19 protein-coding genes and 2 pseudogenes are annotated in these 24,725 nt (G+C 64.3%); 15 read left to right on the top strand and 6 right to left on the bottom strand.

What is annotated here, in order from left to right; genetic code table 11:
- The first annotated feature begins 275 nt into the window (after positions 1–275).
- Both AC1DS5_RS24570 and dbpA read left to right on the top strand, forming a co-directional pair.
- Positions 276–1,061, top strand: a complete 786-nt coding sequence (locus tag AC1DS5_RS24570) for a crotonase/enoyl-CoA hydratase family protein (RefSeq protein ID WP_477720859.1) — start codon at positions 276–278, stop codon at positions 1,059–1,061.
- Between the two features lie 93 nt (positions 1,062–1,154).
- On the top strand, positions 1,155–2,561 hold the full coding sequence (gene dbpA / locus AC1DS5_RS24565; protein WP_477720858.1) for an ATP-dependent RNA helicase DbpA: 1,407 nt from the start codon (positions 1,155–1,157) through the stop codon (positions 2,559–2,561).
- Positions 2,562–2,670: 109 nt separating this feature from the next.
- On the opposite strand, the gene AC1DS5_RS24560 is transcribed toward dbpA, so the two are convergent.
- Positions 2,671–4,794 carry a lytic transglycosylase domain-containing protein gene (locus tag AC1DS5_RS24560; protein ID WP_477720857.1) on the bottom strand — a complete coding sequence of 708 codons (2,124 nt, stop codon included), beginning with the start codon at positions 4,792–4,794 and terminating at the stop codon, positions 2,671–2,673.
- 9 nt (positions 4,795–4,803) lie between these two features.
- Here AC1DS5_RS24560 and AC1DS5_RS24555 point away from each other — a divergent pair, with 9 nt between their 5' ends.
- Entirely contained in the window at positions 4,804–5,442 is a 639-nt protein-coding gene (locus AC1DS5_RS24555; protein ID WP_477720856.1) for a 5-formyltetrahydrofolate cyclo-ligase, read from the top strand.
- Positions 5,443–6,165: 723 nt separating this feature from the next.
- On the opposite strand, the gene AC1DS5_RS24550 is transcribed toward AC1DS5_RS24555, so the two are convergent.
- Positions 6,166–6,558 carry a RidA family protein gene (locus tag AC1DS5_RS24550; RefSeq protein ID WP_011481617.1) on the bottom strand — a complete coding sequence of 131 codons (393 nt, stop codon included), beginning with the start codon at positions 6,556–6,558 and terminating at the stop codon, positions 6,166–6,168.
- Positions 6,559–6,781: 223 nt separating this feature from the next.
- Between AC1DS5_RS24550 and AC1DS5_RS24545 the strand changes: the two genes are divergently transcribed.
- The 8 genes from AC1DS5_RS24545 to AC1DS5_RS24510 all read left to right on the top strand — a co-directional run bounded on the left by AC1DS5_RS24545 (position 6,782) and on the right by AC1DS5_RS24510 (position 16,312).
- A complete protein-coding gene (locus tag AC1DS5_RS24545; RefSeq protein WP_477720855.1) occupies positions 6,782–8,341 on the top strand; it encodes an ABC transporter substrate-binding protein in 1,560 nt (519 codons plus the stop codon).
- A gap of 273 nt (positions 8,342–8,614) precedes the next feature.
- Positions 8,615–9,556, top strand: coding sequence for an ABC transporter permease (locus AC1DS5_RS24540; RefSeq protein WP_477720854.1), 942 nt, complete (start codon positions 8,615–8,617; stop codon positions 9,554–9,556).
- Between the two features lie 5 nt (positions 9,557–9,561).
- Positions 9,562–10,401 (top strand): ABC transporter permease, encoded by an 840-nt coding sequence (locus tag AC1DS5_RS24535; protein ID WP_477720853.1) that lies wholly within the window; start codon positions 9,562–9,564, stop codon positions 10,399–10,401.
- A 20-nt stretch (positions 10,402–10,421) separates the two neighbouring features.
- Positions 10,422–11,528, top strand: a complete 1,107-nt coding sequence (locus AC1DS5_RS24530; RefSeq protein ID WP_477720852.1) for an ABC transporter ATP-binding protein — start codon at positions 10,422–10,424, stop codon at positions 11,526–11,528.
- Positions 11,525–12,505 carry an ABC transporter ATP-binding protein gene (locus AC1DS5_RS24525; RefSeq protein ID WP_477720851.1) on the top strand — a complete coding sequence of 327 codons (981 nt, stop codon included), beginning with the start codon at positions 11,525–11,527 and terminating at the stop codon, positions 12,503–12,505. Before AC1DS5_RS24530 ends, AC1DS5_RS24525 begins: the two co-directional genes overlap by 4 nt.
- A gap of 17 nt (positions 12,506–12,522) precedes the next feature.
- On the top strand, positions 12,523–13,827 hold the full coding sequence (locus AC1DS5_RS24520; protein ID WP_477720850.1) for an amino acid deaminase: 1,305 nt from the start codon (positions 12,523–12,525) through the stop codon (positions 13,825–13,827).
- Between the two features lie 83 nt (positions 13,828–13,910).
- Positions 13,911–14,822 carry a MurR/RpiR family transcriptional regulator gene (locus AC1DS5_RS24515; protein ID WP_477720849.1) on the top strand — a complete coding sequence of 304 codons (912 nt, stop codon included), beginning with the start codon at positions 13,911–13,913 and terminating at the stop codon, positions 14,820–14,822.
- Complete coding sequence (locus AC1DS5_RS24510; RefSeq protein WP_477720848.1) at positions 14,819–16,312, top strand: N-acyl-D-amino-acid deacylase family protein; 1,494 nt, start codon at positions 14,819–14,821, stop codon at positions 16,310–16,312. Before AC1DS5_RS24515 ends, AC1DS5_RS24510 begins: the two co-directional genes overlap by 4 nt.
- A 558-nt stretch (positions 16,313–16,870) precedes the next feature.
- Here the strand turns inward: AC1DS5_RS24510 and AC1DS5_RS24505 are convergent.
- On the bottom strand, positions 16,871–17,854 hold the full coding sequence (locus AC1DS5_RS24505) for a LysR substrate-binding domain-containing protein (RefSeq protein WP_477720847.1): 984 nt from the start codon (positions 17,852–17,854) through the stop codon (positions 16,871–16,873).
- Between the two features lie 147 nt (positions 17,855–18,001).
- Between AC1DS5_RS24505 and AC1DS5_RS24500 the strand changes: the two genes are divergently transcribed.
- Positions 18,002–18,604: a DUF2917 domain-containing protein gene (locus tag AC1DS5_RS24500; protein ID WP_477720846.1), complete on the top strand. Its 603-nt coding sequence runs from the start codon at positions 18,002–18,004 to the stop codon at positions 18,602–18,604.
- A 17-nt stretch (positions 18,605–18,621) separates the two neighbouring features.
- On the opposite strand, the pseudogene AC1DS5_RS24495 reads toward AC1DS5_RS24500, so the two are convergent.
- Positions 18,622–18,825 (bottom strand): annotated as a pseudogene (locus AC1DS5_RS24495) (TfoX/Sxy family protein); the annotation flags it as partial.
- 289 nt (positions 18,826–19,114) lie between these two features.
- On the opposite strand from AC1DS5_RS24495, the gene AC1DS5_RS24490 reads away from it, so the two are divergent.
- Positions 19,115–20,104, top strand: coding sequence for an MBL fold metallo-hydrolase (locus AC1DS5_RS24490; protein WP_477720845.1), 990 nt, complete (start codon positions 19,115–19,117; stop codon positions 20,102–20,104).
- Positions 20,105–20,315: 211 nt separating this feature from the next.
- Here AC1DS5_RS24490 and AC1DS5_RS24485 read toward each other — a convergent pair whose 3' ends face one another.
- A complete protein-coding gene (locus AC1DS5_RS24485; protein WP_477720844.1) occupies positions 20,316–20,765 on the bottom strand; it encodes a BLUF domain-containing protein in 450 nt (149 codons plus the stop codon).
- A gap of 38 nt (positions 20,766–20,803) precedes the next feature.
- Here AC1DS5_RS24485 and AC1DS5_RS24480 point away from each other — a divergent pair.
- Positions 20,804–21,564 (top strand): annotated as a pseudogene (locus tag AC1DS5_RS24480) (Crp/Fnr family transcriptional regulator).
- Positions 21,565–21,672: 108 nt separating this feature from the next.
- Here AC1DS5_RS24480 and AC1DS5_RS24475 read toward each other — a convergent pair.
- Positions 21,673–22,611 carry a DUF6279 family lipoprotein gene (locus tag AC1DS5_RS24475; RefSeq protein ID WP_477720843.1) on the bottom strand — a complete coding sequence of 313 codons (939 nt, stop codon included), beginning with the start codon at positions 22,609–22,611 and terminating at the stop codon, positions 21,673–21,675.
- Here AC1DS5_RS24475 and glmU point away from each other — a divergent pair.
- Positions 22,610–24,028 (top strand): bifunctional UDP-N-acetylglucosamine diphosphorylase/glucosamine-1-phosphate N-acetyltransferase GlmU, encoded by a 1,419-nt coding sequence (glmU, locus tag AC1DS5_RS24470; RefSeq protein WP_477720842.1) that lies wholly within the window; start codon positions 22,610–22,612, stop codon positions 24,026–24,028. The two genes, AC1DS5_RS24475 and glmU, sit on opposite strands and share 2 nt — an antisense overlap.
- Positions 24,029–24,725 lie beyond the last annotated feature (697 nt).

The following is a 24,725-nucleotide window of genomic DNA, read 5'->3' as shown; positions in this document are numbered from 1 at the left end:
CAACTCCGGACTCGTCAGAACGTTGAAGAATTCCACCGCCTGGGTCGATCTCGCCCGGCGTCCAATGCTGCTGCAACGTTGATGCAAGACGCTTTGGGCATTACGATCCATGGTGGCTGGCCTTTGGGAAGATGGTTTGGGTGCTTCGTAAACAACCATCCTATCGACCCTTTGGTCAGCCATCTCCCTTTGCTTTCAAGCACTTACGCACGTCGCCGAAGGCCAACCTGCCAAAGTAAGTGCCATTCAATCTAAACCCTCAAAGAGACAACGGCATGCTATTGGAAACCGAGCGCCGCGGCCAGCACGTGGTGCTGACGCTGAACCGCCCCGAAAAACTCAACGCCCTGAGCTACGAACTCATCGACGAACTGATGGATCGGCTCGATGCGCTGGAGCGCGACGACACCGTGCGCTGCCTGGTGCTGACCGGGCGGGGCAACAAGGCCTTCAGCGCCGGCGCCGACATCGCAGGCTTTGCGCCGGATGTTGCCGCATCGCCCGAAACCGCCTGGCGCCGCTTCGTCGCGCGCGGCCAGGCCATGACGCGCCGCGTCGAGAACTACCCCAAACCCATCATCGCGGCCGTGAATGGCATGGCTTTCGGCGGCGGCTGCGAAACCATGGAGGCCTGCAGCCTGGCGATTGCGGCGGAACATGCGACTTTCGCCAAGCCTGAAATTCGGCTGGGCTTTCCGCCGCCGTTCGGCGGTACGCAGCGCCTGCCGCGCCACATAGGCCGCAAGCGAGCCAACGAAATGATCCTGACAGGGGAGGCCATCAGCGCGGAAGAGGCATTGCTGATCGGGCTCATCAACCACGTGGTGCCGGCCGACGACCTGTTGCCGGCCTGCCTGCGCATGGCGGATGTGATCGCCGCCAATTCGGCCGTGGCCGTCACGGCCTCGCTGCGTGCGGTCACACGCGGGTTGAATGTTTCCATCGACGAAGGCCTGGCCATCGAAGCCGCGCAGTTCATGATCGCCGCGGCCTCGCCTGATGCGAAGGAGGGCACAGCGGCCTTTGTGGAGAAGCGCCAGCCGGTGTTTTGCCATCGCTGAGGCCACCGGCCAGTGGGACCACAGTGTGGCCACAGTGGGGGTCACAGTGGGGCTATTGAGCGGCTGGCCGGGCCTCGCGCCGATAATCGGCCCATGACTTCCTCTTCCTCCGACTTCAGCTCCCTGTCCCTTCCGGCCCATGTGCTGGCCAACCTGCAACAGCTGGGTTACCTCAGCATGACCCCGATCCAGGCGGCCAGCCTGCCGGTGGCGCTGCTCGGCAAAGACCTGATTGCGCAGGCCAAGACCGGCAGCGGCAAGACCGCGGCGTTTGGGCTCGCGCTGCTGGCCAACCTCAATGCACGCCGCTTCGCCGTGCAGGCCATGGTGCTGTGCCCGACGCGCGAGCTGGCCGACCAGGTGGCCACGGAAATCCGCCGGCTGGCGCGCGCCGAGGAAAACATCAAAGTCGTCACGCTGTGCGGCGGCGTGCCGCTGCGCAACCAGGTGGCGAGCCTTCAGAACGGCGCACACATTGTGGTGGGCACGCCGGGCCGCATCATGGACCACCTGGAGCGGGAGACACTGGACGTCGACGCGCTGAACACCCTGGTGCTGGACGAAGCCGACCGCATGCTGGACATGGGCTTTTACAACGACATCGCCACCGTGGCCAAACAGTGCCCCGACGAGCGGCAAACCCTGCTGTTTTCGGCCACCTACCCCGAGGGCATCGCCAAGCTCAGCCAGCAGTTCATGAAGGAGCCGCAAACCATCACGGTGCAGGCTCAGCATGAAAAAAGCAAAATCCGCCAGCGCTGGTATGAGGTGCCGGAGAGCGACCACGACGAGGCGCGCCTGAACGCGGTGGCACTGCTGCTCAACCATTACCGCCCGGCCAGCACCCTGGCTTTTTGCAACACCAAATCGCAGTGCCGCGCGCTGGTCGCCTATTTGAAGAGCAAGGGCTTCAGCGCGCTGGCGCTGTACGGCGAACTCGAGCAGCGTGAGCGCGACCAGGTGCTGGTGCAGTTTTCCAACCGCAGCTGCTCGGTGCTGGTGGCCACCGACGTGGCCGCGCGCGGCCTGGATATTTCGCAGCTGGAGATGGTGATCAATGTCGATGTCACGCCCGATGCCGAGGTGCACATTCACCGCATCGGCCGCACCGGCCGCGCCGATGAAGAGGGCTGGGCCATCAGCCTGGCCAGCATGGACGAGATGGGCTCGGTCGGCAAAATCGAGCAGTTGCAGAAAGCCGAGTCCGAATGGCACAAGCTGACTGAACTCACGCCCACCAGCACGGAGCCGCTGTTGCCGCCCATGGTCACGTTGCAGATCGTCGGCGGGCGCAAGGAGAAAATCCGCGCCGGCGATGTGCTGGGGGCATTGACCGGGGAAGCGGGTTTTACCCGCGAGCAGGTCGGCAAGATCAACGTCAACGAGTTCTCGACCTATGTGGCGGTGGACCGCGCCATCGCCAGCCAGGCGCAGCAAAAACTCGCCAGTGGCCGGGTCAAGGGCAAGAGCGTCAAGGTCCGCTTCATGGACGAGACCTGAAGCCCTGGGCCGCCGGCGGCCCTTTGCCTTGATTCCTGCCCGCTACTTCCCGCTTTCCACTTCCCACTTCCCACTAGCTACTGGCTACTGGCTACTGGCTACTTTCCGATCACGGCAAATCCTTGTTCACCTCGGGCAGCGACGCATCGTGTGGCCCGACCATGCCCAGCCGCGCTTTCAGGGACTGTGGCTGCCCCGTCAGGATGGCCGCGTAGTTGGTGGTGTTTGACAGCACTTTCTTGACATAGTCGCGGGTCTCGCCGAAGGGCACGTTCTCGGCCCAGATGGCGGCATCGAGCACCGGGCTGCCGGGTTGTCCGCGCCAGACGCGGGGCCGGCCCGGCCCGGCGTTGTAGGCGGCTGCAGCCATGGCCATCGAACCCTCGAAGGCATCCAGGGCGAGCTTCAGGTAGCCGGTGCCTATCGTGATGTTGGTGTCGCGGTCATTGATCTGGTCGGGCGTGAAACCCGTCAGCCCGATCCGGCGTGCGGTCTCGCGCGCAGTGGCGGGCATGATCTGCATCAGGCCCGAGGCCCCCGGGCCGGAACGGGCGTCCATGATGAAGCGGCTTTCCTGGCGTATCAGGCCATAGACATAGGCCGGGTCGAGGCCGACGTCGCGACTGCGTTTGACCACGGCCTCGCGGAACGGCAGGGGGAAGCGCTGATCGAAATCGGTCTCGGTTCTGGTGCGTTCGCTGGTGTTGATGCAGCGGTCCCAGATCTGCCGGTCGCAGGCAAACTGGGCGGCTGCCAGCAGTTCACGGTCGCCCATCCCGGCGCGTTCGCCCTCGCCGTTGCGCTTGTGCAGGTTGGTGCTGTAGTTCCATTCGCGCACGCCCTCCGGCCGCAAACCTATCGTGATGGCGTAGGCGGCGCGGTTCAGCCCGGGGTTGAGCCGCGCGCCTTCCTTTTCTGCCGCCGTGAGCGGTGCCGGCGGGGCCGGCACCGTGATCTTCTGGCCCAGTTCCTCCAGTGCCAGCTGCTCATAAAAGCCGCGTACCGACGCCATCGCCTGCAGCAGCGCCAGCGCCTCGGCGCGCTGGGGTGCAATGCTGATGGTCTGGGTCACACCCTGCGGCGTGCTGACCGCGGTGGGCCTGTCGGGTGGCGCCGTGGCCAGCAGCGCACGCGCCTTCCAGTAGCCCCAGGTCGTGTCCTTGCGGGCCTCCTCGCTCATCGCGTTGATGGCCGCCAGCACGACTGGCCATTGGGGCTGGGTGCCCGCGCGCAGGGCCGCGCGGGCTTTCCAGGCCAGCATGTCATCCGTCAGATCGCTGTCATTGCCGACCCTGGCAAAGTATTGCAGCGCGTCGCTGCCCGGCATCGTGCCCAGGCGGGTTGCCGCCTGTTTGCCGATCACGCCCCAGACCCAGTTGCGTTCTTCGGCGCTGAGCTGGATGGCCCACTTGCTCTCCAGCTGGAAAGCGGCGCCTTCCACATCGGTGGTGGCCATCTTGATCAATGCCAGCGTGATGATTTCCCTGCGCACCTTCCGCAGGGCCAGGTGTTTGCCGGCCAGAAACCTGATGGGGCTGGTGTTCAGCTCGGTCAGCAGGTCCATGGCTTCGGGCGCAATGATCTGCACCGCACCCGCTGCGGCCCGTGGCCGGTTGGCCTCGGTGGCGATGCGGGCTTTTTGCCAGACATCCTGCGGTGTGAGGTTTTTGGCGCCCACCAGCCGGTCGGCGGCGGCGGTGCAGCCATCGTCGGCGTCGCGCTGCGCGTACCAGTTTTTTCGCACCTCGTCCGACAGGCGTGCATCGAGCGCCGGATTTTTCAGGTGTTCCACCAGCAGGGCATAGCAACGCACTTCCCTGTCGTCGTTCATGCGGTAGTTCGGGTACTCGGCGGCAAAGGCAGCCCAGTCGCGGCGCTGACCCAGCAGCAGCAGCCAGTCATTGCGCAGGCGGTCTTCCTGGTAGGTGCCGGCATAGCGGGTGAAAAAGTCCTGCACCTCCTGCGCGCTGGCCTCGCCAAGACGCGCTTTCAGCTCCCAGTAGGCCGCCCAGGCCTCCAGCGCATGGCCTCTGGCCTGGGGCAGCATCTGGGCCAGCCGGCCCTTGTCGCCGCGCCGGAAGGCCTTGTTCATTTCGAGAATCAGGTTGTCGCCAGCGCTGCCGTTGCCGTTTGAGGAGGTGTTTTGGGCGGCGGCGGGGGCCAGCAAACTGAGCGAGAGGGTGGCACACGCCGCAGCAAAGAATGCGGCATTGAAATTTTTTTTGTATAGCATCGGGACATTATGGACAAATTAAGCACACGAAAAGCACTGGTCCAAGCCCGCCTCGACATGCCCGACCGCCTGCAGCGAGCCGATTTGCTGCAGCGGGTGATGCGCATCTGGCTGGTGGGCTCCCCCCATGAGGTGATAGGCGCCTATTGGCCCATCAAGGGGGAATTCGATCCGCTGCCCGCGCTGTACCGCTGGCAGGAAGACGCCATCCTGAGCCGGGATTCCCAATCAAACCAGGGTTCGGACCTTGAGGAGCCGGCACAGATTGCGACGGAAAGCATAGCGAGCCGCTCGCCCCGCAAGATCGGCCTGCCGGTTGTCAACAAACTGCACAAGACCCTGACCTTCCATGCCTGGTACCCGGGCTGCCCCATGGAAGAGGACGCCTACGGCATTCCCAAGCCCAAGGACACGGAAGTGATCGTGCCCACACTGCTGTTTGTGCCCTGCGTGGGCTACGGCCCGGGGGGTTACCGGCTGGGTTACGGCGGCGGCTTTTATGACCGCACGCTGGCGACGCTGCAGCCCCGGCCCGTGACGGTGGGGCTGGGCTATGCCAACGGGTGGCTGCCCGATATGGAGCCTGAGGCGCATGACATTCCGCTGGATGCGATTCTTAATGACAATGGGGTGGTTTGGCCGGTTTGAATGGGTTGGTTGCGGTTTGGTGTGCTATTGAATTGATAGCTTTCTGGCTTTGCTGAGGGTGGCTGGCCGGGGGTAGCCCGGCGGCTACTCACTTTTCTTTTGCTTCGCCAAAATAAAAGTAAGCAAAAGAAAAGGCGACCCTGCTGTCTGCGTCCCTTCGCTGCGCTACGGGCAGCCTGCGGTGCTCGGGCCAGGCGGGGTCTCGCTCAACTCGCCTGCGGCTCAGACAATCGCGATCCCTGATCCGCCTGGCCCTGCGCTCCTCGGCGCAGACAAAAGGGGTTTGAGAGGAGCAGCCCAAATACCGGAGTCCGAAGTCCGAAAACCACAAGGACACGCCTTGGCGTGTCCTTGTTTGTATTGGTTTACTTGTATTTGGTTTTTTGGTACGTCTTCGGTACCCGCTCCCCACCCGTGTGGCTGGGCCGAGCAGCGCAGATGGAGGCGGGATCAGGGCCGCAGTTGTTTGAGCGAAGTGCAACGTAGCGAGTTCTGCGGACCCCCGCCGGAGTCGAGCAGCGCAGGTTGCCCGCAGCGCAGCGAAGGGACSCAGACTGCGGGTCGCCTTCTCTTTGCTTACTTTTCTCTTGGCGACGCAAGAGAAAGTGAGTCGCCCGCCGGGGCGAGACCCGGCCTCAGCCCTCAAGAAAGAAAGAGCGCTATGAATTCAATAGCTGACTGCTACTGTATTCATTGGGCGAACAAGCAAAAGGGTGATGCAGATTACCCACGCGGCTTGTAAGCCACCACATCAATTTCAACCCGCGCATCCACCATCAACCGCGCCTCGGTGGTAGAGCGCGCCGGCTTCTTGTCGCCGAAGTAGCTCATGTAGACACGGTTGAAGCTGCCAAAGTCGCGTGCATCCTGCAGCCACACCGTGGTCTTGCAGACATCGTCCAGCGTGCAGCCGGCCAGCGCCAGGGCCGCAGAGAGGTTTTTCATGACCTGGCGCGTCTGCACCTCAATCCCGCCCTGCACGATTTCGCCTTTTTCATCGGCCGGCACCTGGCCCGAGACATAGACAAAGTCCCCGGCGCGCACGGCGGGTGAAAACGGACGCGGCTGGTGGTCGGAGGCCATCGGGGGGTTGCCAAAGTATTCAAGTGCGGACATGTGGAAAGCTCCTGGTTAGGGTGAATAGGGGTAAACAGCAGAAAACACCAGACTGGTGCGAAGGGGAGGGCGCCGCGCCCCAAGGTCATGCAGCTTAAACCCAAAACTGAAATATATTTTCATATTTATAGATTAGGCCTAGGGTTTTTACCGATTTTCTGCGAATTATTGCTGGCATATTCTTTGCGAATTGAAAAATACTTTCACTTTTAAGGAGATCGGCATGCTGCAAAAATTCTGGATCAGCCGTCGCAAGGCGGTGGCTTTGGCGCTGGTGGTGGGTGGCTCGGCTTTGTTGCCGATGGGTGCCCAAGCGCAGGCGCTTTCAAAATCGGCCCTCAACCTGGCGATGATCGCCGAGCCGCAGACGCTGGACCCGATGGCCTCCACCGCCGATCTGGTGGGCACCATCATGCAGCATGTCTACGAGCCGCTCTACACCTTTGATGCGAACTGGAAAATGGTGCCCATGCTCGCCGAGAGCCTGCCCAAGGTGTCGGCCGACGGCAAGCGCTACAGCATCACGCTGCGCAAGGGCGTGCAACTGCACAATGGCCGCGAGCTCAATGCCGACGATGTGGTGGCCAGCCTGAAACGCTGGATGGACGTGTCGCCGCGCGGCAAGGCGCTGTCCAAGGAAATTGCCGACCTGTCGGCCAACGGCAGCCACGGTGTCGAGATCACCCTCAAGGCGCCGTATGCCCCCCTGTTGCCGCAGCTGGCGTTGCCCTCCGGCATGGCCGCCATCATGGCCAAGGAGTCGATCGCCACGCCGTTGAAAGAGTACGTCGGCACCGGCCCCTACAAATTCAAGGAGCGCCGTCCCGACCAGTATGTGCTGCTCACGCGCTTTGACCAGTACAGCGCGCGCAAGGAAGCGCCCAGCGGTTACGGCGGCAAGAAAACCGCGATTGCCGACGAGCTGCGTTTCATTCCCGTGCCCAATGCCAATACGCGTGTCGAGGGCTCGCTGGCCGGCCAGTACCACTTCGCCGACCTGCTGCCCACCGAGGCGCTGAACCGCCTGGAGAAGTCGGCCGGCAAGACCGTTCCCATCCTGACGCCGTCGTTTGGCTTTCCTTACTTTGTGTTCAACACCAAGGAGGGCGTGATGGCCTCGCTGCCGGTGCGCAAGGCCGTGCAGACCAGCTTCGGCGAAGGCGAAATGCTGGCCGCCGGTTTTGGCGACACGCGTTTCTTTGTGGCCGAACCCAACCATTTCCCCAAGGGCACGCCGTTTTATTCTGCCGCCGGTTCGGCCAGCTACAACGAGCGGGATGCCGCCAAGGCCAAGGGCCAGGCCGCACAGGCCGGCTACAAGGGCGAAACCATCCGCATCCTGACCAGCCGCCAGTACGACTTCCACTACAACATGGCGCTGATCATGGCTGAGCAGCTCAAGCGCGCCGGCTTCAAGGCCGAGCTCAACGTGGTCGACTGGGCCACGCTGGTGCAGCGCCGCAACGACGCCAAGCTGTGGGACATCTACATCACCCATTCGGGCCAGTTCCCCGAGCCCATGCTGTCGCCGCCGCAACTCGGTGACGGTGCGCCGGGCTGGTGGTCGTCGCCGGCCAAGCAGGCCGCGCTGGCCGCCCTGAATCAGGAAACCAACCCCGCCAAGCGCGGCGCGCTGTGGGGTGCCGTGCAGCAGGTGGTGTACGACGAAGTGCCTTACATCAATGTCGGCAAGTTCAACAGCCTGTCGGCCAGATCGCCGGCGCTGCAGGGCTATGTGCCTTCGACCTGGCCCTTCTTCTGGAATACCGGCCTGAAGAATTGAGCCCCCACGCTTGTCGCTTCGCGTACTGCGCGAGGCCTTGCAGGCCGCGGCTCGCGAGACGCTTCGCCTCTGTCGCCTGTCCAAAGCTGCTCAAGCAGCTTTGGAGCCGCAGGCTCCAGCCCCTCGGGGGCGCTGCGCCTGCGGCCCGGCAGAGCCGGTTCCGCGGCTTGACTGGTTTTTGTTTCGCTTCGTTTTGGGCCGGGTTTAGTGATGTTGACGGGGACGCATTCGAATGGATAAAAAGATTTCACCCCTTTTGGATAGAGCAAAGTTATGACCCGATATTTGTTGTCACGCATCATGGGCATGCTGGTCGTCATGGCGCTCGTGGCGGTCCTCGTGTTTGTGCTCACGCGCGCCGCGTCGGGTGACCCCGTCACGGTGCTGCTGGGCGACCAGGCCACGGCCGAAGACATTGCCCGCGTACAAAAAGAGTATGGCCTGGACAAACCGCTGCCGGTGCAGTTCGGCTACTGGCTCAAGGAGCTGTCGCAGGGCAACCTCGGCCAGTCCATCTTTTTGCAGCGCCCGGTCACGCAGGCGCTGTGGGAGCGGGCCGAACCCACGACCCTGCTGGCGCTGCTGTCCCTCTTCATCGCCGCGGCGATTGGTGTGCCTTGCGGCATTGTTTCGGCGGTCTTTCGCGGCAAGTTCATCGACCAGCTTCTCACCGGCTTTGCGATGCTGGGTGCCAGCATTCCCAGCTTCTGGTTCGGCTTGGTGCTGATGCAGATTTTTGCGGTGTCCATGGGCTGGTTTCCGGTGTCCGGCTACGGCGACCCGGGTGCCACCTTGATGGCGCGCGTCCACTACCTGGTGCTGCCTTCGGTGGTGCTGGGCGTGCTCAACTCCGCGCTGATCATCCGCTTCACGCGCGCTTCCATGCTCGACGTGCTGGGTGAAGACTATGTGCGCACGGCCCGTGCCAAGGGCCTGTCTGAAAAAGTCGTCGTGCTCAAGCATGCGCTGCGCAACGCGCTGGTGCCCATCGTCACGGTGTTGGGCCTGACCGTGGCGCTGCTGATCGGCGGCGCGGTGGTGACCGAAACCGTGTTCGGCCTGCCCGGTGTCGGCAACCTGGTGGTGAGCGCCGTGCTGCGGCGCGACTACCCGGTGATCCAGGGCGCGCTGCTGGTGATTGCCATGATTTATGTGGTGGTCAATTTCCTGACCGACCTGCTTTATATGGTGGTCGACCCCCGCGTGAAGTATTGATCGCCATGAAAATTCCGCTCACCCTCAAAAAATTGTTCCGCCGCCGCATCGTGCTGGCCGCCGGCATCTGCCTGCTGGTCGTGGTGCTGGTCGCCCTGCTGGCCAATGTGATCACCGGCTACGACCCCAATGAAACCGCGGTGCGCGAGCGCCTGTCGGTGCCGACGGTCAGCCATCTGCTGGGCACCGACGAGCTGGGCCGCGACCTGTTTGCGCGCATTGCCTTCGGCGGCCGCTATTCGCTCACGATTGCCGCGTTGACCGCCATGGGCGCTATTGTGTTCGGCACGCTGTTTGGCCTGGTGGCGGGTTTTTTCCGGCGGCTGGACGCGCCCATCATGCGGGTCGTGGACGCCATGATGTCTTTGCCCGACATCCTGCTGGCCATTGCCTTGGTGGCCATTTTGGGCCCCTCCATGCTCAATGTGGTGCTGGCTCTGGTGCTGGTGTACTCGCCGCGCGTCGCCCGCGTGGTGCGCGCCTCGACCCTGGTGGTGCGTGAACTGCTGTTTGTCGAGGCCGCGCGCGCCGTGGGTGTGTCGACGCCCCGCATCCTGTGGCGCCACATCCTGCCCAACCTGATGTCGCCCATCCTGGTGCAGGCCTCGTTCATCTTTGCCTATGCCATTTTGGCGGAGGCCGCGTTGTCCTTCCTCGGTGTGGGTGTGCCGCCCGAGATTCCGACCTGGGGCACCATGGTGGCCGGCAGCCAGCAGTATGCGCATGAAGCGCTCTGGATCGTTTTATTTCCCGGTCTCGCCATCATCCTGACCGCGCTGTCGCTGCAGTTGCTGGGCGACGGTGTGCGCGACCTGCTGGATCCGCGGCTCAAGAAGTCGCTGTGAACAATCAGAGGCCAGACCCCATGAATTCGCCCATCACCTCTTCCAATGCTCCGTCTACCGCGTCCGGTACCTCGTCGATTACCCCGCGCCTCGATGTCCGCCATCTGAGCACCTTTTTTGACACCGACGAAGGCCTGATCCGCTCGGTAGCCGACGTCAGCTTCAGCATCCGCCCCGGCAAAACCACCGCGCTGGTGGGCGAGTCCGGCTCCGGCAAATCGGTGACCAGCCTGACCCTGATGCGCCTGCTGTCACGCACCGCCGTCACGCAGGTCAGCGGCCAGGCGCTTTTCACCAACCGCGCTGGCGAAACCCTGGACCTGCTGGCCCTGCCCGAGCCGGCCATGCGCCGTATCCGCGGCAATGAAATCGCCATGATTTTCCAGGAGCCCATGACCAGCCTGAACCCCGTCTTCACAGTGGGCGAGCAGATTGCCGAGTCGGTGCGCCTGCACATGGGGCTGGACCGCAGCGCCGCGCTAGCCCATGCCCTGCGCATGCTGGAGCTGGTGGAGATCCCGGCCGCCGCGCAGCGCCTTCACGAGTACCCACACCAGCTGTCGGGTGGCATGCGCCAGCGCGTGATGATTGCGCTGGCCATGGCCTGCAACCCCACGCTGCTGATTGCCGACGAGCCGACCACCGCGCTGGATGTGACCATCCAGGCGCAGATCCTGGAGCTGATGCGCCGCCTGCAGGCCGAGACCGGCATGAGCATTTTGTTCATCACGCACAACCTCGGTGTCGTCGCGCACCATGCCGACGACGTGGCGGTGATGTATGCGGGCCGCATCGTCGAGTCGGCGCCCGTGCGCGAGCTGTTTGCCTTGCCGCGCCATCCCTACACCCAAGGCCTGCTGGCTTGCCTGCCGGCGCAGCAGCGCAAGCGCGAACTGGCCGCCGGTGAGGTGGGTGCCAAGCGCCGCTTGTACGCCATTCGGGGCCAGGTCTCCAGCCCGCTCGCGCCGCCGCCCGGCTGCGCGTTCGAGCCCCGCTGTGACCATGCCCTGGCGGCCTGCCGGGAGGCCATGCCGGCGCTGGAAAGTGCCGGCCCGCACCGCAGCGCACGCTGCATCCTGGTCCGCGAGACTGCAACTGTTCCAACTCTTCCTGTGGAGACCGCATGAGTGCCCCGCTGATCGAAGTCAAGAACCTGCACCGCTATTTCGGTGCGCCGGCCAAACCCGTGCGCGCGGTGGACGACGTGTCCTTCATGATCCAGCCCGGTGAAACGCTGGGGCTGGTCGGGGAATCCGGCTCCGGCAAAAGCACCATAGGCCGCACGCTGCTGCGCCTGATCGAGGGCACGTCGGGCCAGGTGCTGTACCGGGGCGAAGACCTCGGAGCCGCCTCCAGCAGCCGCATGCGTACCCTGCGCAGCAAGCTGCAGATGATTTTCCAGGACCCCTACGCCAGCCTGAACCCCAAGATGCGCGTCAAGGACATCCTTGGGGAGGCGCTGCAGGTGCATGGCCTGGCCAAAGGCAAGGAGGCCAGAAACAAGCGCATCGCCGAGTTACTGGCGTTGGTGGGCCTGCGCGCCGAGCACGCCGACCGTTACCCGCATGAGTTTTCCGGCGGCCAGCGCCAGCGTATCGGCGTGGCGCGCGCCCTGGCCGTCGAGCCTGAATTCATCGTGGCCGACGAGCCCCTGTCCGCGCTGGACGTGTCCATCCAGGCGCAGGTGGTCAACCTGCTGTGCGACCTGCGCGACCGGCTCTCGCTGACCATGCTGTTCATCTCGCATGACCTGGATGTGGTGGAATACCTGTGCGACCGCGTGGTGGTGCTCTACCTGGGCCGGGTGATGGAGGTGGCGCCCACCGCCGAGCTGTTTGCGCGGCCGCTGCATCCCTACACGCAGGCGTTGCTGGCCGCCTCGCCCAAGCCCGATCCGGAGCACAAGAGCGAGCGCGTTGCGCTCAAGGGCGACATTCCCAGCCCCGTGAACCCGCCTTCCGGCTGCGTGTTTCGTACCCGCTGCCCGCACGCGATCGAGGCTTGCGCGGGCGCCCGCCCCGAGTTGCGCGACATGGGGCAGGGCCGCTTCAAGGCCTGCATCCGCGACGACATCGTCATCAACACCTCGTTGATGGCCGCCTGATAATCAAAGACTCATTCATGACCACACTGCAAGACATTCTCGATCCGCAGATCGACCGCTCCTTCAAGGGATTTCCGCACACCAGCCCTGCGCTGCGCCGTTCGCAGATTGCCGCCCAGCACTGGCGCGTGCTCGACGGCGACCTGCCGCTGCCGGTGGCGCTGGTCAAGCAGCAGGCCCTGCAGCACAACCTGTCCTGGATGCAGCGCTTCGCCACCGACCGGGGCATCGACATGGCGCCGCATGGCAAGACCACCATGTCGCCGCAACTGCTCAAGCGCCAGCTCGATGCGGGTGCCTGGGGCCTGACCTTTGCCACCGTCGCCCAGTTGCGTGCCGGCGTCTCGGCGGGCGCGCGTCGCTGCATGATTGCCAACCAGGTCTTCACCGCGGCAGACCTCGCCGGCATCCAGGACATGCAGCGCGAGTACGCAGGCCTGCGCATTGCCTTCCTGATGGATTCGGTAGCACAGCTGGAGCTCATTGAGGTCTGGTACCTGCTGCAAAAAGACGAGGGCGCACAGACGCCGGTGCGGCCCTTCGAGGTGCTGCTGGAAATCGGTGTTGACGGCGGCCGCACCGGCTGCCGCAACCAGCACGATGCCCTGACGCTGGCCCAACGCATTCATGCCAGCCCGGCTTGCCGCCTGGTCGGCATCGAGTGCTACGAAGGCCTGGGCGCCACCGGGCAGTCAGCGCCCGATGAAGCCTATGCCGCGGCGCTGATGCAGCGCGTGTGCGACATTGCCATCGCCTGCGACCAGCAGAGTTTTTTCGACAATGAGGAAGTGCTGGTCTCGGCCGGTGGCTCGGCGATTTTTGATCTGGTGGCCAACCGGCTCAAGCCCGAACTCTTGCGCCCGGTGCGCGGCCTGCTGCGCTCGGGCTGCTACGTCACGCATGACCACGGTTTTTACAAACGCATGGTGAGCACCGTCAATTCACGCCTCGGCTGCGCCGATGGCCTGCAGGCCGCGCTGGAAGTCTGGGCGGCGGTGCAGTCCTGCCCCGAGCCGGGTCTGGCGATTCTGGCGGTCGGCAAGCGCGACATTTCCTACGATCTGGATTTGCCCGTTCCGCTGGGCTTTTGCAAACCCGGCGACCGCGGCGTCACCGGTGCGCCCGCCGACTGGAAGATCGGCGGCCTGAACGACCAGCATGCCTATTTGCGCGGCACCGGCCCCGAGCATGCGGCGCTCAAGGTGGGCGACCTGGTGGCGCTGGGCATTTCGCACCCCTGCACCACGTTTGACAAATGGCGCTGGATGCCCGTGGTGGATGAGAACTACACCGTGTGCGATGCCCTCGTGACCTGTTTCTGAGCCTTTGACCCGTGTCTGATTTGTTTCCGAGCCATCCCTGATCTTTTTTTCTTGATGTTCCCCTACCTTTCCTACCTCACGCCATGACCTCCAAAGTGCTTGCCAAAATTGCCGAGGTCATCGCAAGCGCGCCCACCTCCCGGCGCAAGGTGCTGGCGCTGATCCTGCAAGACCCGCAGCGGGTGCTCGATGAAAGTTTTGAGCAGCTGGCGCAGCGCGCCGGCAGCTCGGTGCCAACTGTCATGCGCACCTGCCGCGACCTGGGCTACCCGGGCCTGCGCGAGTTCAAGCTCGCGCTGGCCCAGGAGATGGCCGTCAGCGGCTCACCCCTGCACCGCCGGGTGCAGCTGCATGACGACGCCGCGGAGGTCATCTCCAAGGTCATCAAGGGCGCTGCCACGGCCGTCAGCGGCGTGCAGGCTCAGCTCAGCGTGGCTGCGGTGGAAGCGGCGGCCGACGCCATCGTGCGCGCCAGCCGGGTGGATTGCTACAGCGTCGGCGTGACCTCCAGCTTCATGGCCTCCGACATGCAGGCCCGGCTGTTCCGGCTGGGGCTGGTGTCCAACGCCTACCTCGACATTCACTTGCAGCTGGTGTCCGCGGCCACCATCGGCAAGCAGGGCGTGGTGTTTGCCATCTCGCACGTGGGCGGCATGCCGTCGCTGCTCGAAGCGGTGGACGTGGCCCGCTCGCAGGGCGCCACGGTGATTGCCCTGACCCAGCAGGGAACCGCACTGGCCGAGCGGGCCGACATTGTGCTGGGCATCCATGTGCCGGAAGACCCGGTCATGCATGTGGGCACCGAGGCCTACCTGGTGCACCTCACCGTGATTGAAATCGTCACCGTGCTGGTGGCGCAGCGCCTGGGCGACCTGGCCGTCAAGCGCCTGGGCGGCGTGCGCGATGTGCTCAGCACGCGCGGCGTGGACATGCGGCACTATCCCCGGCTCGACTGGGATACGGTCACCGCCGTCAACGAAAGCAAACTCAAATGACGCGCGCAACCTTGCTTCAGAACGGCCTGGTGATCGACGGTACCGGCGCCGAAGGCTGGATTGGCGACGTGCTGCTGCTGGACGGCCGCATTGCGGCGCTGGGCGAAAATCTGGACGGCCAACTCTTCCGGCTGTTGCCCGAAGGCCTTGCGCCGCAAGAGGTGGCCCCTATCGATTGCACCGGCCTGGCCATCGCCCCCGGCTTTATCGATGTGCACACGCACGACGATGCGATCGTGCTCAAGCAGCCCGACATGCTGCCCAAGGTGTCGCAGGGCATCACCACCGTCATCACCGGCAACTGCGGCATTTCACTGCTGCCTTTCATTGTCGACAACCCCGAGCCGCCACTGAATTTGCTCGGCGCCGATTCGTTCCGGTTTGACTCCATCCCGAGCTATGAGCGCGCCATCGCCCAGGCGCAGCCGGCGGTGAATGTCGCCGTGCTGATCGGCCACACCACCCTGCGCTTTGCCTGCATGGGCGACCTGACCCGCGCGGCCAGTGCCAGCGAGCTCGACGCCATGTGCGCGCTGCTCACGCAGTGCATGGAGAGCGGCGCGACCGGCATGTCGTCAGGCCTTTTTTACGAACCGGCCTTTGCCGCACCGGCGCAGGAAGTGGTGCGCCTGGCCCAGGTGGTGTCGCGTTTTGGCGGGGTCTACAGCACCCACCTGCGCGATGAAATGGCGACCATCGTGGAAGCGCTGCACGAGGCGGGCGACACGGCTTTCAGCGCCGGTGTGCCGCTGATCGTGTCGCACCACAAATGCGCCGGGCCCGCCAACTGGGGCCGCACGCAGCAGACCCTGCCGCTGATTGAATCGCTCGCCCGCCGCCAGCCGGTGGCCATGGACGTCTACCCCTATGTGGCCGGTTCCACCGTGCTGCGTGAGGACCTGGTCGATGGCGTGATCGACGTGCTGGTGAGCTGGTCCACGCCGCACCCCGAAATGACGGGCCGCACGCTGGCCTCGATTGCGGCCGAGTGGGGCGTTGACCAGAAGACGGTATGCCGCCGCCTGCAGCCCGGAGGCGCCTGCTATTTTCAGATGCACGAAGACGACGTGCGGCGCGTCGTGGCCCACCCGCTGACCATGATCGGCTCGGACGGCTTGCCGCATGACCAGCATCCGCATCCGCGCCTGTGGGGCGCGTTTCCGCGCGTGCTGGCGCGCTACTGGCGCGAAGAGAAACTGTTTTCGCTGGAAACCGCCATCTACAAGATGACCGGCCTGTCGGCACGCAATTTCCGGCTGCACCAGCGCGGGCAGCTGCAGCCCGGCTGGCATGCCGACGTGGTGGTGCTGGACCCGGCCCGGGTGCGCGACGTGGCCACCTACGAGGACCCGATCGCGCTGTGTGAAGGCATTGAGAAAGTCTTCGTCAATGGCGAACTAGCCTATGCGGCCGGCACCGCCGATGCATCCAGCGCCAAAGTGCAGGCCCGCGCGGGCCGGCTGCTGAAGCGCCATACGACGCAACCCTGAACCCTGCACGCAATAAAGGGCTCCCCACCCCAGCAGGGGCCGCGGGACTGGCTTTGCCAGACCGCAGGCGCAGCGCCCCCTCGGGGGGCAGCGAACCACACGAAGTGGGGAGCGTGGGGGCTGTATCTTTCCAGCCAGGGTCGCGGAACCGGCTTGGCCGCAATACGGTTCAGTTAAAGCCCCGTGAAGCTCCCTCCCCTTCCGGGGGAGGGTTGGGGTGGGGTGGGGGCCAGCGGCGACCAGCCAAGCACGGTGGCTCGACGCCCACGCCGTGAGCCCCCATCCCGGCCTTCCCCCAGCGGGGGAAGGAGATAAGGGGCACTGCATGCGGTGTGCTAACTGAACTGTATTGGGCTTAGCCGGGCCGCAGGCGCAGCGCCCCCTCGGGGGGCAGCGCATTACACGCAGTGAAAAGCGTGTGGGGCAAACCGGCACGCCATACGGCACGGATCTCCCATACCAGCCAGGGCCGCGGAACCGGCTTAGCCGGGCCGCAGGCGCAGCGCCCCCCCGGGGGGCAGCGCATTACACGAAGTGAAAAGCGTGGGGGCCCTACTTCTAGTCCAGGTTGTCCACCGTGTCGGCGTCGGGCACATCGCCAATCGCGTGGCGGGTCTGCGCGCCTTGCGCCTTGAGCCACTCGCAGAACGCCAGCACTTCGGGGCGCGCCACATTGCGCGGGCCGATGATCAGCCAGTACGCCATGGGGGACTCCAGGCGCAGGTGCGGCAGGGGCTCAACCAGGTCGCCCGAGGCCAGGCTTTCGGCAATCAGCGGCAGGCGTGCCAGCACCACGCCCTGGCCCGTCAGCGCCGCCTGCACCATCTGGTAGGCGTAGTTGAAGTACAGCCAGCGCTTGGCCTCCAGCTTGGGTGTGGCGTGCTGGTCCATCCAGCGGCGCCAGGTCAGCCATTCAAAGTGCGTGCGGTGCGCGTCGCCCGCTTCGATCAAGGTGAAATGCGCCAGGTCATCCGGCTTTTTCAGACGCGGACCGCTCTTGAGCAGCCAGGGGCTGATCACCGGCGTGATCTGCTCGCCAAACAGGCGGATGGCGTGCGGCGGCATGTGGCTGGCCGGGGCATAGCGCAAGGCCAGGTCCAGGTCCGAAACATCGAGGTCCACCGCAACGTCCGACGCATCAATCCGGATGTCGATGTCGGGGTTCTCCCGCTGAAAAACCTCGAGCCGGGGAATCAGCCACATCGAGGCGAACGATGCAAAAGTGGTGAGCGCCACGCTTTTGCGCCCGGCGCTTTGGCGGATCTGCCGCACCGCGCCGTCAATACGCTCCAGCGACGGTGTGACCGCCCGCAGCAAGGTGCCGCCCGCACCGGTGAGCTCCACCGCCCGGGTGTGACGGTGAAACAGGCTGACGCCGACGTCTTCTTCCAGCGCCTGGATCTGGCGGCTCACGGCCGACTGGGTGAGCGCTAACTCTTCGGAGGCGGCGCGAAAATTGAGATGGCGAGCGACCGCCTCGAAGGCGCGCAGCTGGCCGGCCGAAATTGGCCGGGAGCGTAAGTGGGTTTGCGAATGCAGCATGCGGAGTGGGGTGGGGGTAGGGTGGGAGGTGGAGTGATTGATGCGTTTATGGAATGAATAGCGTACCGCGATTTCATTGGACGGGGAAGCCCCCCCGCGAGATCATTCATTCCCGTCAACGAATTCAGGTCTTTTCTGGAGAACACCATGGACCACGCAATTGCTCATCATTCAGGCAACCACTACCTGCCCCAGGCAACCGATGCCGCCACGGCCCGGGCTGAAGGACTGCCCGGCTGCTGGAAGCTGGGTGCGGACCGGGCGCTGACCCTGCATGCCCGCCAGGCCGGCGTTCTGCGGATCGCGCACGGCCGGGTATGGGTGACCTTCAGCAACGCCGGCCACGACCTGCGCGTGCGCGCCGGTGATCACTTCCTCAGCCGCGGCGAAAGCCTGTCGCTGTCGCCCGGCGAAACGGTGGTGATGGAATCTTTTGGCATGGGCCATGCGTCGTCGGCCTACTTCAACTGGGAGCCCGCCGCAGCCGCCCACCCCGCGCCGGCGAAGGCCACAGGCTGGCGCGCAGGCGTGGTTCAGCCCCTGCTTGACTTGCGCCTGGCGCTCGGCCTGGTGGGCGGTGCGGTGGGCCGGCTGGCGCGCGGCTTGGCCGGCGGTGTGGCGGCGGCGGTCGAGGTTGCGCTGACCGGTTTTGCGGTGGTTTTTTTGGCCACCCGCGCGCGCGGTGATTTGGCAGAGCGCGCCTTCAATGCGCAATCGAGCGACAAGCGCGCCCACTGCAGCATCAACTGAGCGGACTCCATCGCCTCCTCGGGGGCGCTGTAATAGTTCAGGCTGTGCGCCACGCGCTCGCCGTTGCGTGTGATGTCATAGGTAAAGCGTTCGCAGCCCGCGGCTTCAAACCGGCCGCGGGTATCTGCATCGGCCTTGAGCCAGAGTTTTTCCCCGCCCCCCAGATCGGCCACCAGCGCCAGCGTCAGGCCCGAGGTGCTGATGCCGTAGCCGCCAAACATGCGCCTGGCGACGCACGGCCCGACGCCGGACAGCAGTTCACAGCAGTAGATTGCAAAGTCGTCTTTGGGAGTGGCCATGGCGCAACCTTAGCGCAAGCCCGGCGCAACCGTGGCGAAACCTTCACGAAAGGGTGAGCGTTCGATGCTTTCCCATGCGGCCACATGGGTGGTGGTTTAACAATGCGTAACCAGTTACGGTTAAGTAAAATGGCGTGCATTCGCCACCGCAGCGCCCTGAGCGGAATTGAGCTGCACTGAGCGGCCCCCCACACCGGAAAACAGGAACCCCATGTCCAAAGCCTTCGCCTCGCAGTCCGACCTGACGGACAAAACCATCACGTTTGAGCAGCTCAGCGCACATTGTTGGGCCTACACCGCCGAGGGCGACCCGAACTCGGGCGTGATCATCGGCGACAAATTCATCATGGTGAGCGACGCCACGGCCACGCCCGCCATGGCGCAGGACCTGATTGCGCGCATACGCACCATCAGCAACAAGCCCATCAAGTACGTGCTGCTGACCCACTACCACGCCGTCCGCGTGCTCGGCGCCAGCGCCTATCTGGCCGAAGGGGCGACGGAAATCATCGCGAGCCAGGGCACCTGTGAGTTGATCGCGGAGCGCGGCGCGCAGGACATGCAAAGCGAGATGGAGCGCTTTCCGCGCCTCTTTCGCAACGCCGAAAGCGTGCCGGGCCTGACCTGGCCCACCATGGTCATTGCCGGTGGCAACCCCGCCAAAGGGGAGGTGGCGGGCAAGCTGGTGCTGGACCTGGGCGGCGTCAAGGTGCAGATCTGGCACCCGGGCCCGGGCCACACGCGCGGCGACACGATTGCCTGGGTGGAGGAAGAAAAGGTGCTGTTCTCGGGCGACCTGGTCGAATACGAAGCGGGCGTGTACACCGGCGATGCGCAGCTGGAGGAATGGCCCGCCACACTGGAGGCCCTGCGCGCGCTACAAGCCGAGGCCATCGTGCCGGGCCGCGGCGAGGCCATGAAGGGCGCCGCCAACGTCAACAAGGCGCTGGACTACACCAAGCGCTGGGTCGAGACCCTGTACCAGGCGGGCAAGGAAGCCGCCGCCGCCGGCATGGACCTTAAAGCGGCGATGGACCACACCCGCAAGAGCATGGACCCGGTGTTTGGCCACGTATTCATCTACGAACACTGCCTGCCTTTTGATGTGAGCCGCGCCTTTGACGAAGCCAGCGGCATCAAGAACCCGCGCATCTGGACGGCCGAGCGGGACAAGGAGATGTGGGCTGCGTTGCAGGGCTGAGGTGGTTGTTGCCGTAGTCTTTGCGGTGGTCGTTGACGTGGCCATTGGGAGCGCTCGTCAGATGCACTCCTGGCTCCTTGTCTGACCCACTGCTTGACCCGCCCGTTCATGGATCACGGCGGGGCGGCCTGTGCCGCAAGGCTGAGCGCTTGGGGCTCGAAGGTCTTGCCAATCTCGCAGGTCTTGCAGATCTTGCAGGCCTTGTGCCGGCTCAGGACTCCAGATCCAGTGTGGAGAGTATCTCCACGAAGGCGCCGACGGCTGCCAGCCCTTGCAGTTGCTCAAGCCTGCCCAATACATCGACATCCTCCACAGGCGCGTAACCCATGCTGAAGCACTTGAATCTGCGTTCGGGCAGGGGGCCATGATGTAGCAACTTGACACTGGTGTGCCGCGGGTCCTGGCGAATCCGCTCCAGCAGCGCCAGAATGTCTTCTTCAAGGCCTTCGAGCTGCTCGCAAAAGCGCATGCCGTCAAAAATGAGCAGCCCCGTGATGTCACGCGCCTTGTTGGCAATGCGTGCTTTGCCCGCGATCTGCGCAACGATGCCGATGGGCGCTTCGGGCGCGATGGTGCTGACGAACAGAACTTCGTGAGGGGTGCTGGTTTTTGCATCAATGACGGAAAATGTAGCAGGTAGTAAGAAACGGGACAATGTCAAAAGACACAGGCTTCCTGCCTTGATATCCACCTCTTCTTATGGCCGCCGCGCCTCTATCCCCTTCAAGCTGTCCGCCGGCTTGCATCGCCTGCCGCCTTCGCCAGACGGAGGCCTTCACGCCCGTCACCGCGGAGGAGCTGGCGTTTATCGAGGGCTTTCGCAGCGGGACGTCAATGGTTCCTGCGGGGGGCACCATCGTGTATGAGCAAAAAAGCCCATCGGCAAACTCTTCACGCTTTATTCCGGTTGGGCATTTCGCTACAAGACCCTGACTGATGGCCGTCGGCAGATCCTGAACTTCCTGTTGCCGGGCGACCTCATTGGTTTGCAGCAAAGGTTTTCCGATGGGCCCATGCACGGCATCGAGGCGGTAACGGATGTGACCTTGTGTGTATTTCCGCGCGACGGACTCTGGGAGCTGTTTCGGCAAAATCCCAGCCTGGGGTACGACATCACCTGGCTGTCGGCGCGCGAGGAGGGCATGGTGGACGACAACCTGCTCACTGCGGGCCGGCGCAATGCGACCGAGCGCGTGGCGATGCTGCTGATGCATCTTTACCGCCGGTTGGAGCGCATCGGGCTGGCAGAAGACGGTTCGGTGGAGTTTCCCATCAACCAGCAACACATTGCCGACATACTGGGTTTATCCCTGGTGCACACCAACAAGACCTTGCGGCGGTTGCGCAAGCTGGGTCTTTATGAGCTGCAGAATGGGCGGCTTCGCCTGCTTAACACCCGGTCGCTGGAGCGCATTGCCGATTACTACGACACCCCACCCGGCAAGGTGCCGCTGCTGTAGTTGTAGGCGATGTAGGCGAGGGCCGGCAGCCAGGGGCCCGCGTGGATGACGTGGCGACCTGAGCGGCGATGCAAGCGCGGTGCGCCGCTCGGCCTGGCACCCGTCGAATCAGGATTTTTGGGTGCCCTGGGGGCTTGATAACGTCCTCAGGTCCTGCTCATAAGCATCGAGGGTCTCGATCGCTTTGCTGCGTTGCGCCGGCGTGGTGCTGTTATGCAGGGCCGCAAATGTTTGGCAGCTCTCCTGCGTCAACCCTTCCAGGTGGTCGCGATGTGCGGGGATGGGCGAGTGGAGCCATCGCTCCAGCAGCCCGCGTACGGCCAGCCGCGTTTTTTCCACGCTGGCCCGCTCCGCCACCAGGGCGCGCAAGGTCTGCAGGACATCCTGCTGGCGCCGCAGTTTTTCGGCATAAAACAAGGCCGCATCAAAGCGCGACTGGTCCATCCGCTGGCCAATCACGGCGAGCTGTTTTTCCTCCAGGGTTCCATAGAGCCTCTCGGCGCGGCTGACTACCTGCTTGTAGCGCTTGTCGCGGCCTTTTTTGGGTGAGCCCTCCAGGAATGCCTCCCGGTAATCTGCATTGCCCTTGGCCCACTGGCGCTCCAGTTGCGTCAACTGGCTGGTTTGCAGCGTGCCCACGAGTGCCACAGCCACCGGTTCGGCCCGGTGAGAAACCGCGACAAGCTTGCTGCGCACATCGGCAAATACCGCACAGGCCTGGGCGGCGTCCATGTCCGCGGGCATGCGCTGCCGCAGCCTGCGAAGGGTGTCGATATAAGCCGGCAACTGGGTCTGACGGTGCCAGGCCTGGAGTTTGCCGAGATCGTCCTTGACCTGCAGGCTTTGCGCGCCGGTGAAGTCGATATAACCATCCAGGTACCAGTAGGCAACGTCCGGCGCCTGGTTGTAGAAAATTTTCAGGGCGCTGCAGGCCGGCAAGAGGCAGGCCAGTGCCAGCACACCGATAATCCGGATGAAACGGTTCAGCCCGGTCTGTGCCGCCGGGCCCGAATGCCCCCTTATCCAAAAATTAACAGGAAACTTCATGGCAACCTCAGTTGATGTCGTCATCATGGCCGCGGGCAAAGGCACGCGGATGAAAAGCGCCTTGCCCAAAGTGTTGCACCAATTGGGCGGCCGTGCACTGGTGCAACACGTGATTGACACGGCGGCCGGCTTGAAGGCTCGTCATGTGGTGGTGATCACCGGGCACGGCGCGGCGGGCGTGGAGGCGGCCCTGATGGGCGACGCCAAAGCTGCGGGCAGCCCGGATATGCGCTTTGTCCGCCAGGAGCCGCAACTTGGAACCGGCCACGCGGTGCAGCAGGCCCTGCCGCTGCTGGCCGACGACGGCGTCACGCTGGTGCTGTCGGGTGACGTGCCGCTGACGCAGCCCGACACGCTGCGGGCGCTGCTGGACCAGTGCGACGGCCAGCGGCTGGCGCTGCTCACGCTGAACATGGCCGACCCCACCGGTTACGGGCGCATTGTGCGTGCCGGGGCGCAGGCCACCGCCCAGGTGCGGGCCATCGTTGAGCACAAGGATGCCACCGAGGCCCAGCGCGGCATTCATGAAATCTACAGCGGCATCATGGCTGTGCCCACCCGCCTGCTGCGCGGCTGGCTCAGCCGGCTGGACAACCAGAACGTGCAAAAAGAGTACTACCTGACCGACATCGTGAAGTTCGCCGTGGCCGATGGCGTGGCCGTGGTGGCGCACCAGATCACCGATGCAGCGCAGGTCGCCGGCGTGAACAGCCCCGTGCAGCTGGCCGAGCTGGAGCGCGTCTACCAGCACAGGCAGGCCACGGCCCTGATGGAGCAGGGCGTGCGGCTGGCTGACCCGGCCCGCTTCGACGTGCGCGGTACGCTGCAATGCGGCCAGGATGTCGAGATCGATGTGAATTGCCTGTTCCAGGGCCAGGTCAGCCTGGGCGAGGGCGTGCGCATCGGTGCCAACTGCGTGATTGCCAATGCCACGATTGCCGCCGGGGCGGTCATTCACCCCTTCACCCACATCGACGGCGAAAAGCTGGGTGTGCAGATCGGCGAGGGCGCGCTGATTGGCCCGTTTGCCCGGCTGCGGCCGGGTGCCCAACTGGGCGCTGAAGTGCACATCGGCAACTTTGTCGAAGTGAAAAATTCCACCCTGGCCAAAGGCGCCAAGGCCAACCACCTGGCCTACCTGGGCGATGCCACCGTGGGCGAGCGCGTCAACTACGGTGCGGGCAGCATCACCGCCAACTACGACGGCGCCAACAAGCACCGCACTGTGATCGAGGCCGATGTGCATATCGGCAGCAACTGCGTGCTGGTGGCGCCGGTGACGATAGGGCAGGGCGGCACGGTGGGTGGCGGCTCCACCATCACCAAGGACACACCGGCTGGCGCGCTCAGCGTGGCGCGCGGCAAGCAGGTCAGCCTGCCCAACTGGAAGCGGCCTGTGAAGGTTAGCAAGGGATAGGGCTTCTTTCCTCTTCCTCTTTCTTCCTTCCTTCGGGCTGGGCTGGGCTTGTCGAGGCTGTTTTGTTTTGGTGAGTGTGCTTTTTGCTGAGGGTGGCTGGCCGGGACTCGCCCCGGCGGGCGACTCACTTTCTCTTGCGTCGCCAAGAGAAAAGTAAGCAAAGAGAAGGCGACCCGCAGTCTGGGTCCCTTCGCTGCGCTACGGGCAACCTGCGCTGCTCGACTCCGGCGGGGGTCCGCAGAACTCGCCTGCGGCTCAAACAACTGCGGCCCTGATCTCGCCTCCATCTGCGCTGCTCGGCCCAGCCACACGGGTGGGGAGCGGGTGCCGAAGACATAGCAAAACCAAATACAAGGAAACCAATACAAACAAGGACACGCCACGGCGTGTCCTTGTGGTTTTAGGTATTCGGATTCTGGTATTTGGCTGTTTGGCGTTTCTGGTCCACCCCCTTCTGTCTGCGCCGAGGAGCGCAGGGCCAGGCGGATCAGGGATCGCGATTGTCTGAGCCGCAGGCGAGTTGAGCGAGACCCCGCCTGGACCGAGATTGGTATGGACGCCTTCCTCTTTGATTTCGGCGCCGCAATCGAACCGGGGGTGGGACCTCGCATCGAACGGCATCGAGTGCCAAAGTGGAGTTCTTACCAACCACTTCAGACGGAGGTCCCGCCATGAATGCTACAACTTACGGTGTCGA

The organism is Polaromonas sp. P4_H1 (genome assembly GCF_056400945.1).
The sequence above is the reverse complement of the archived record's forward strand: the minus strand, read 5'-3'. Positions and strand labels throughout refer to the sequence as shown.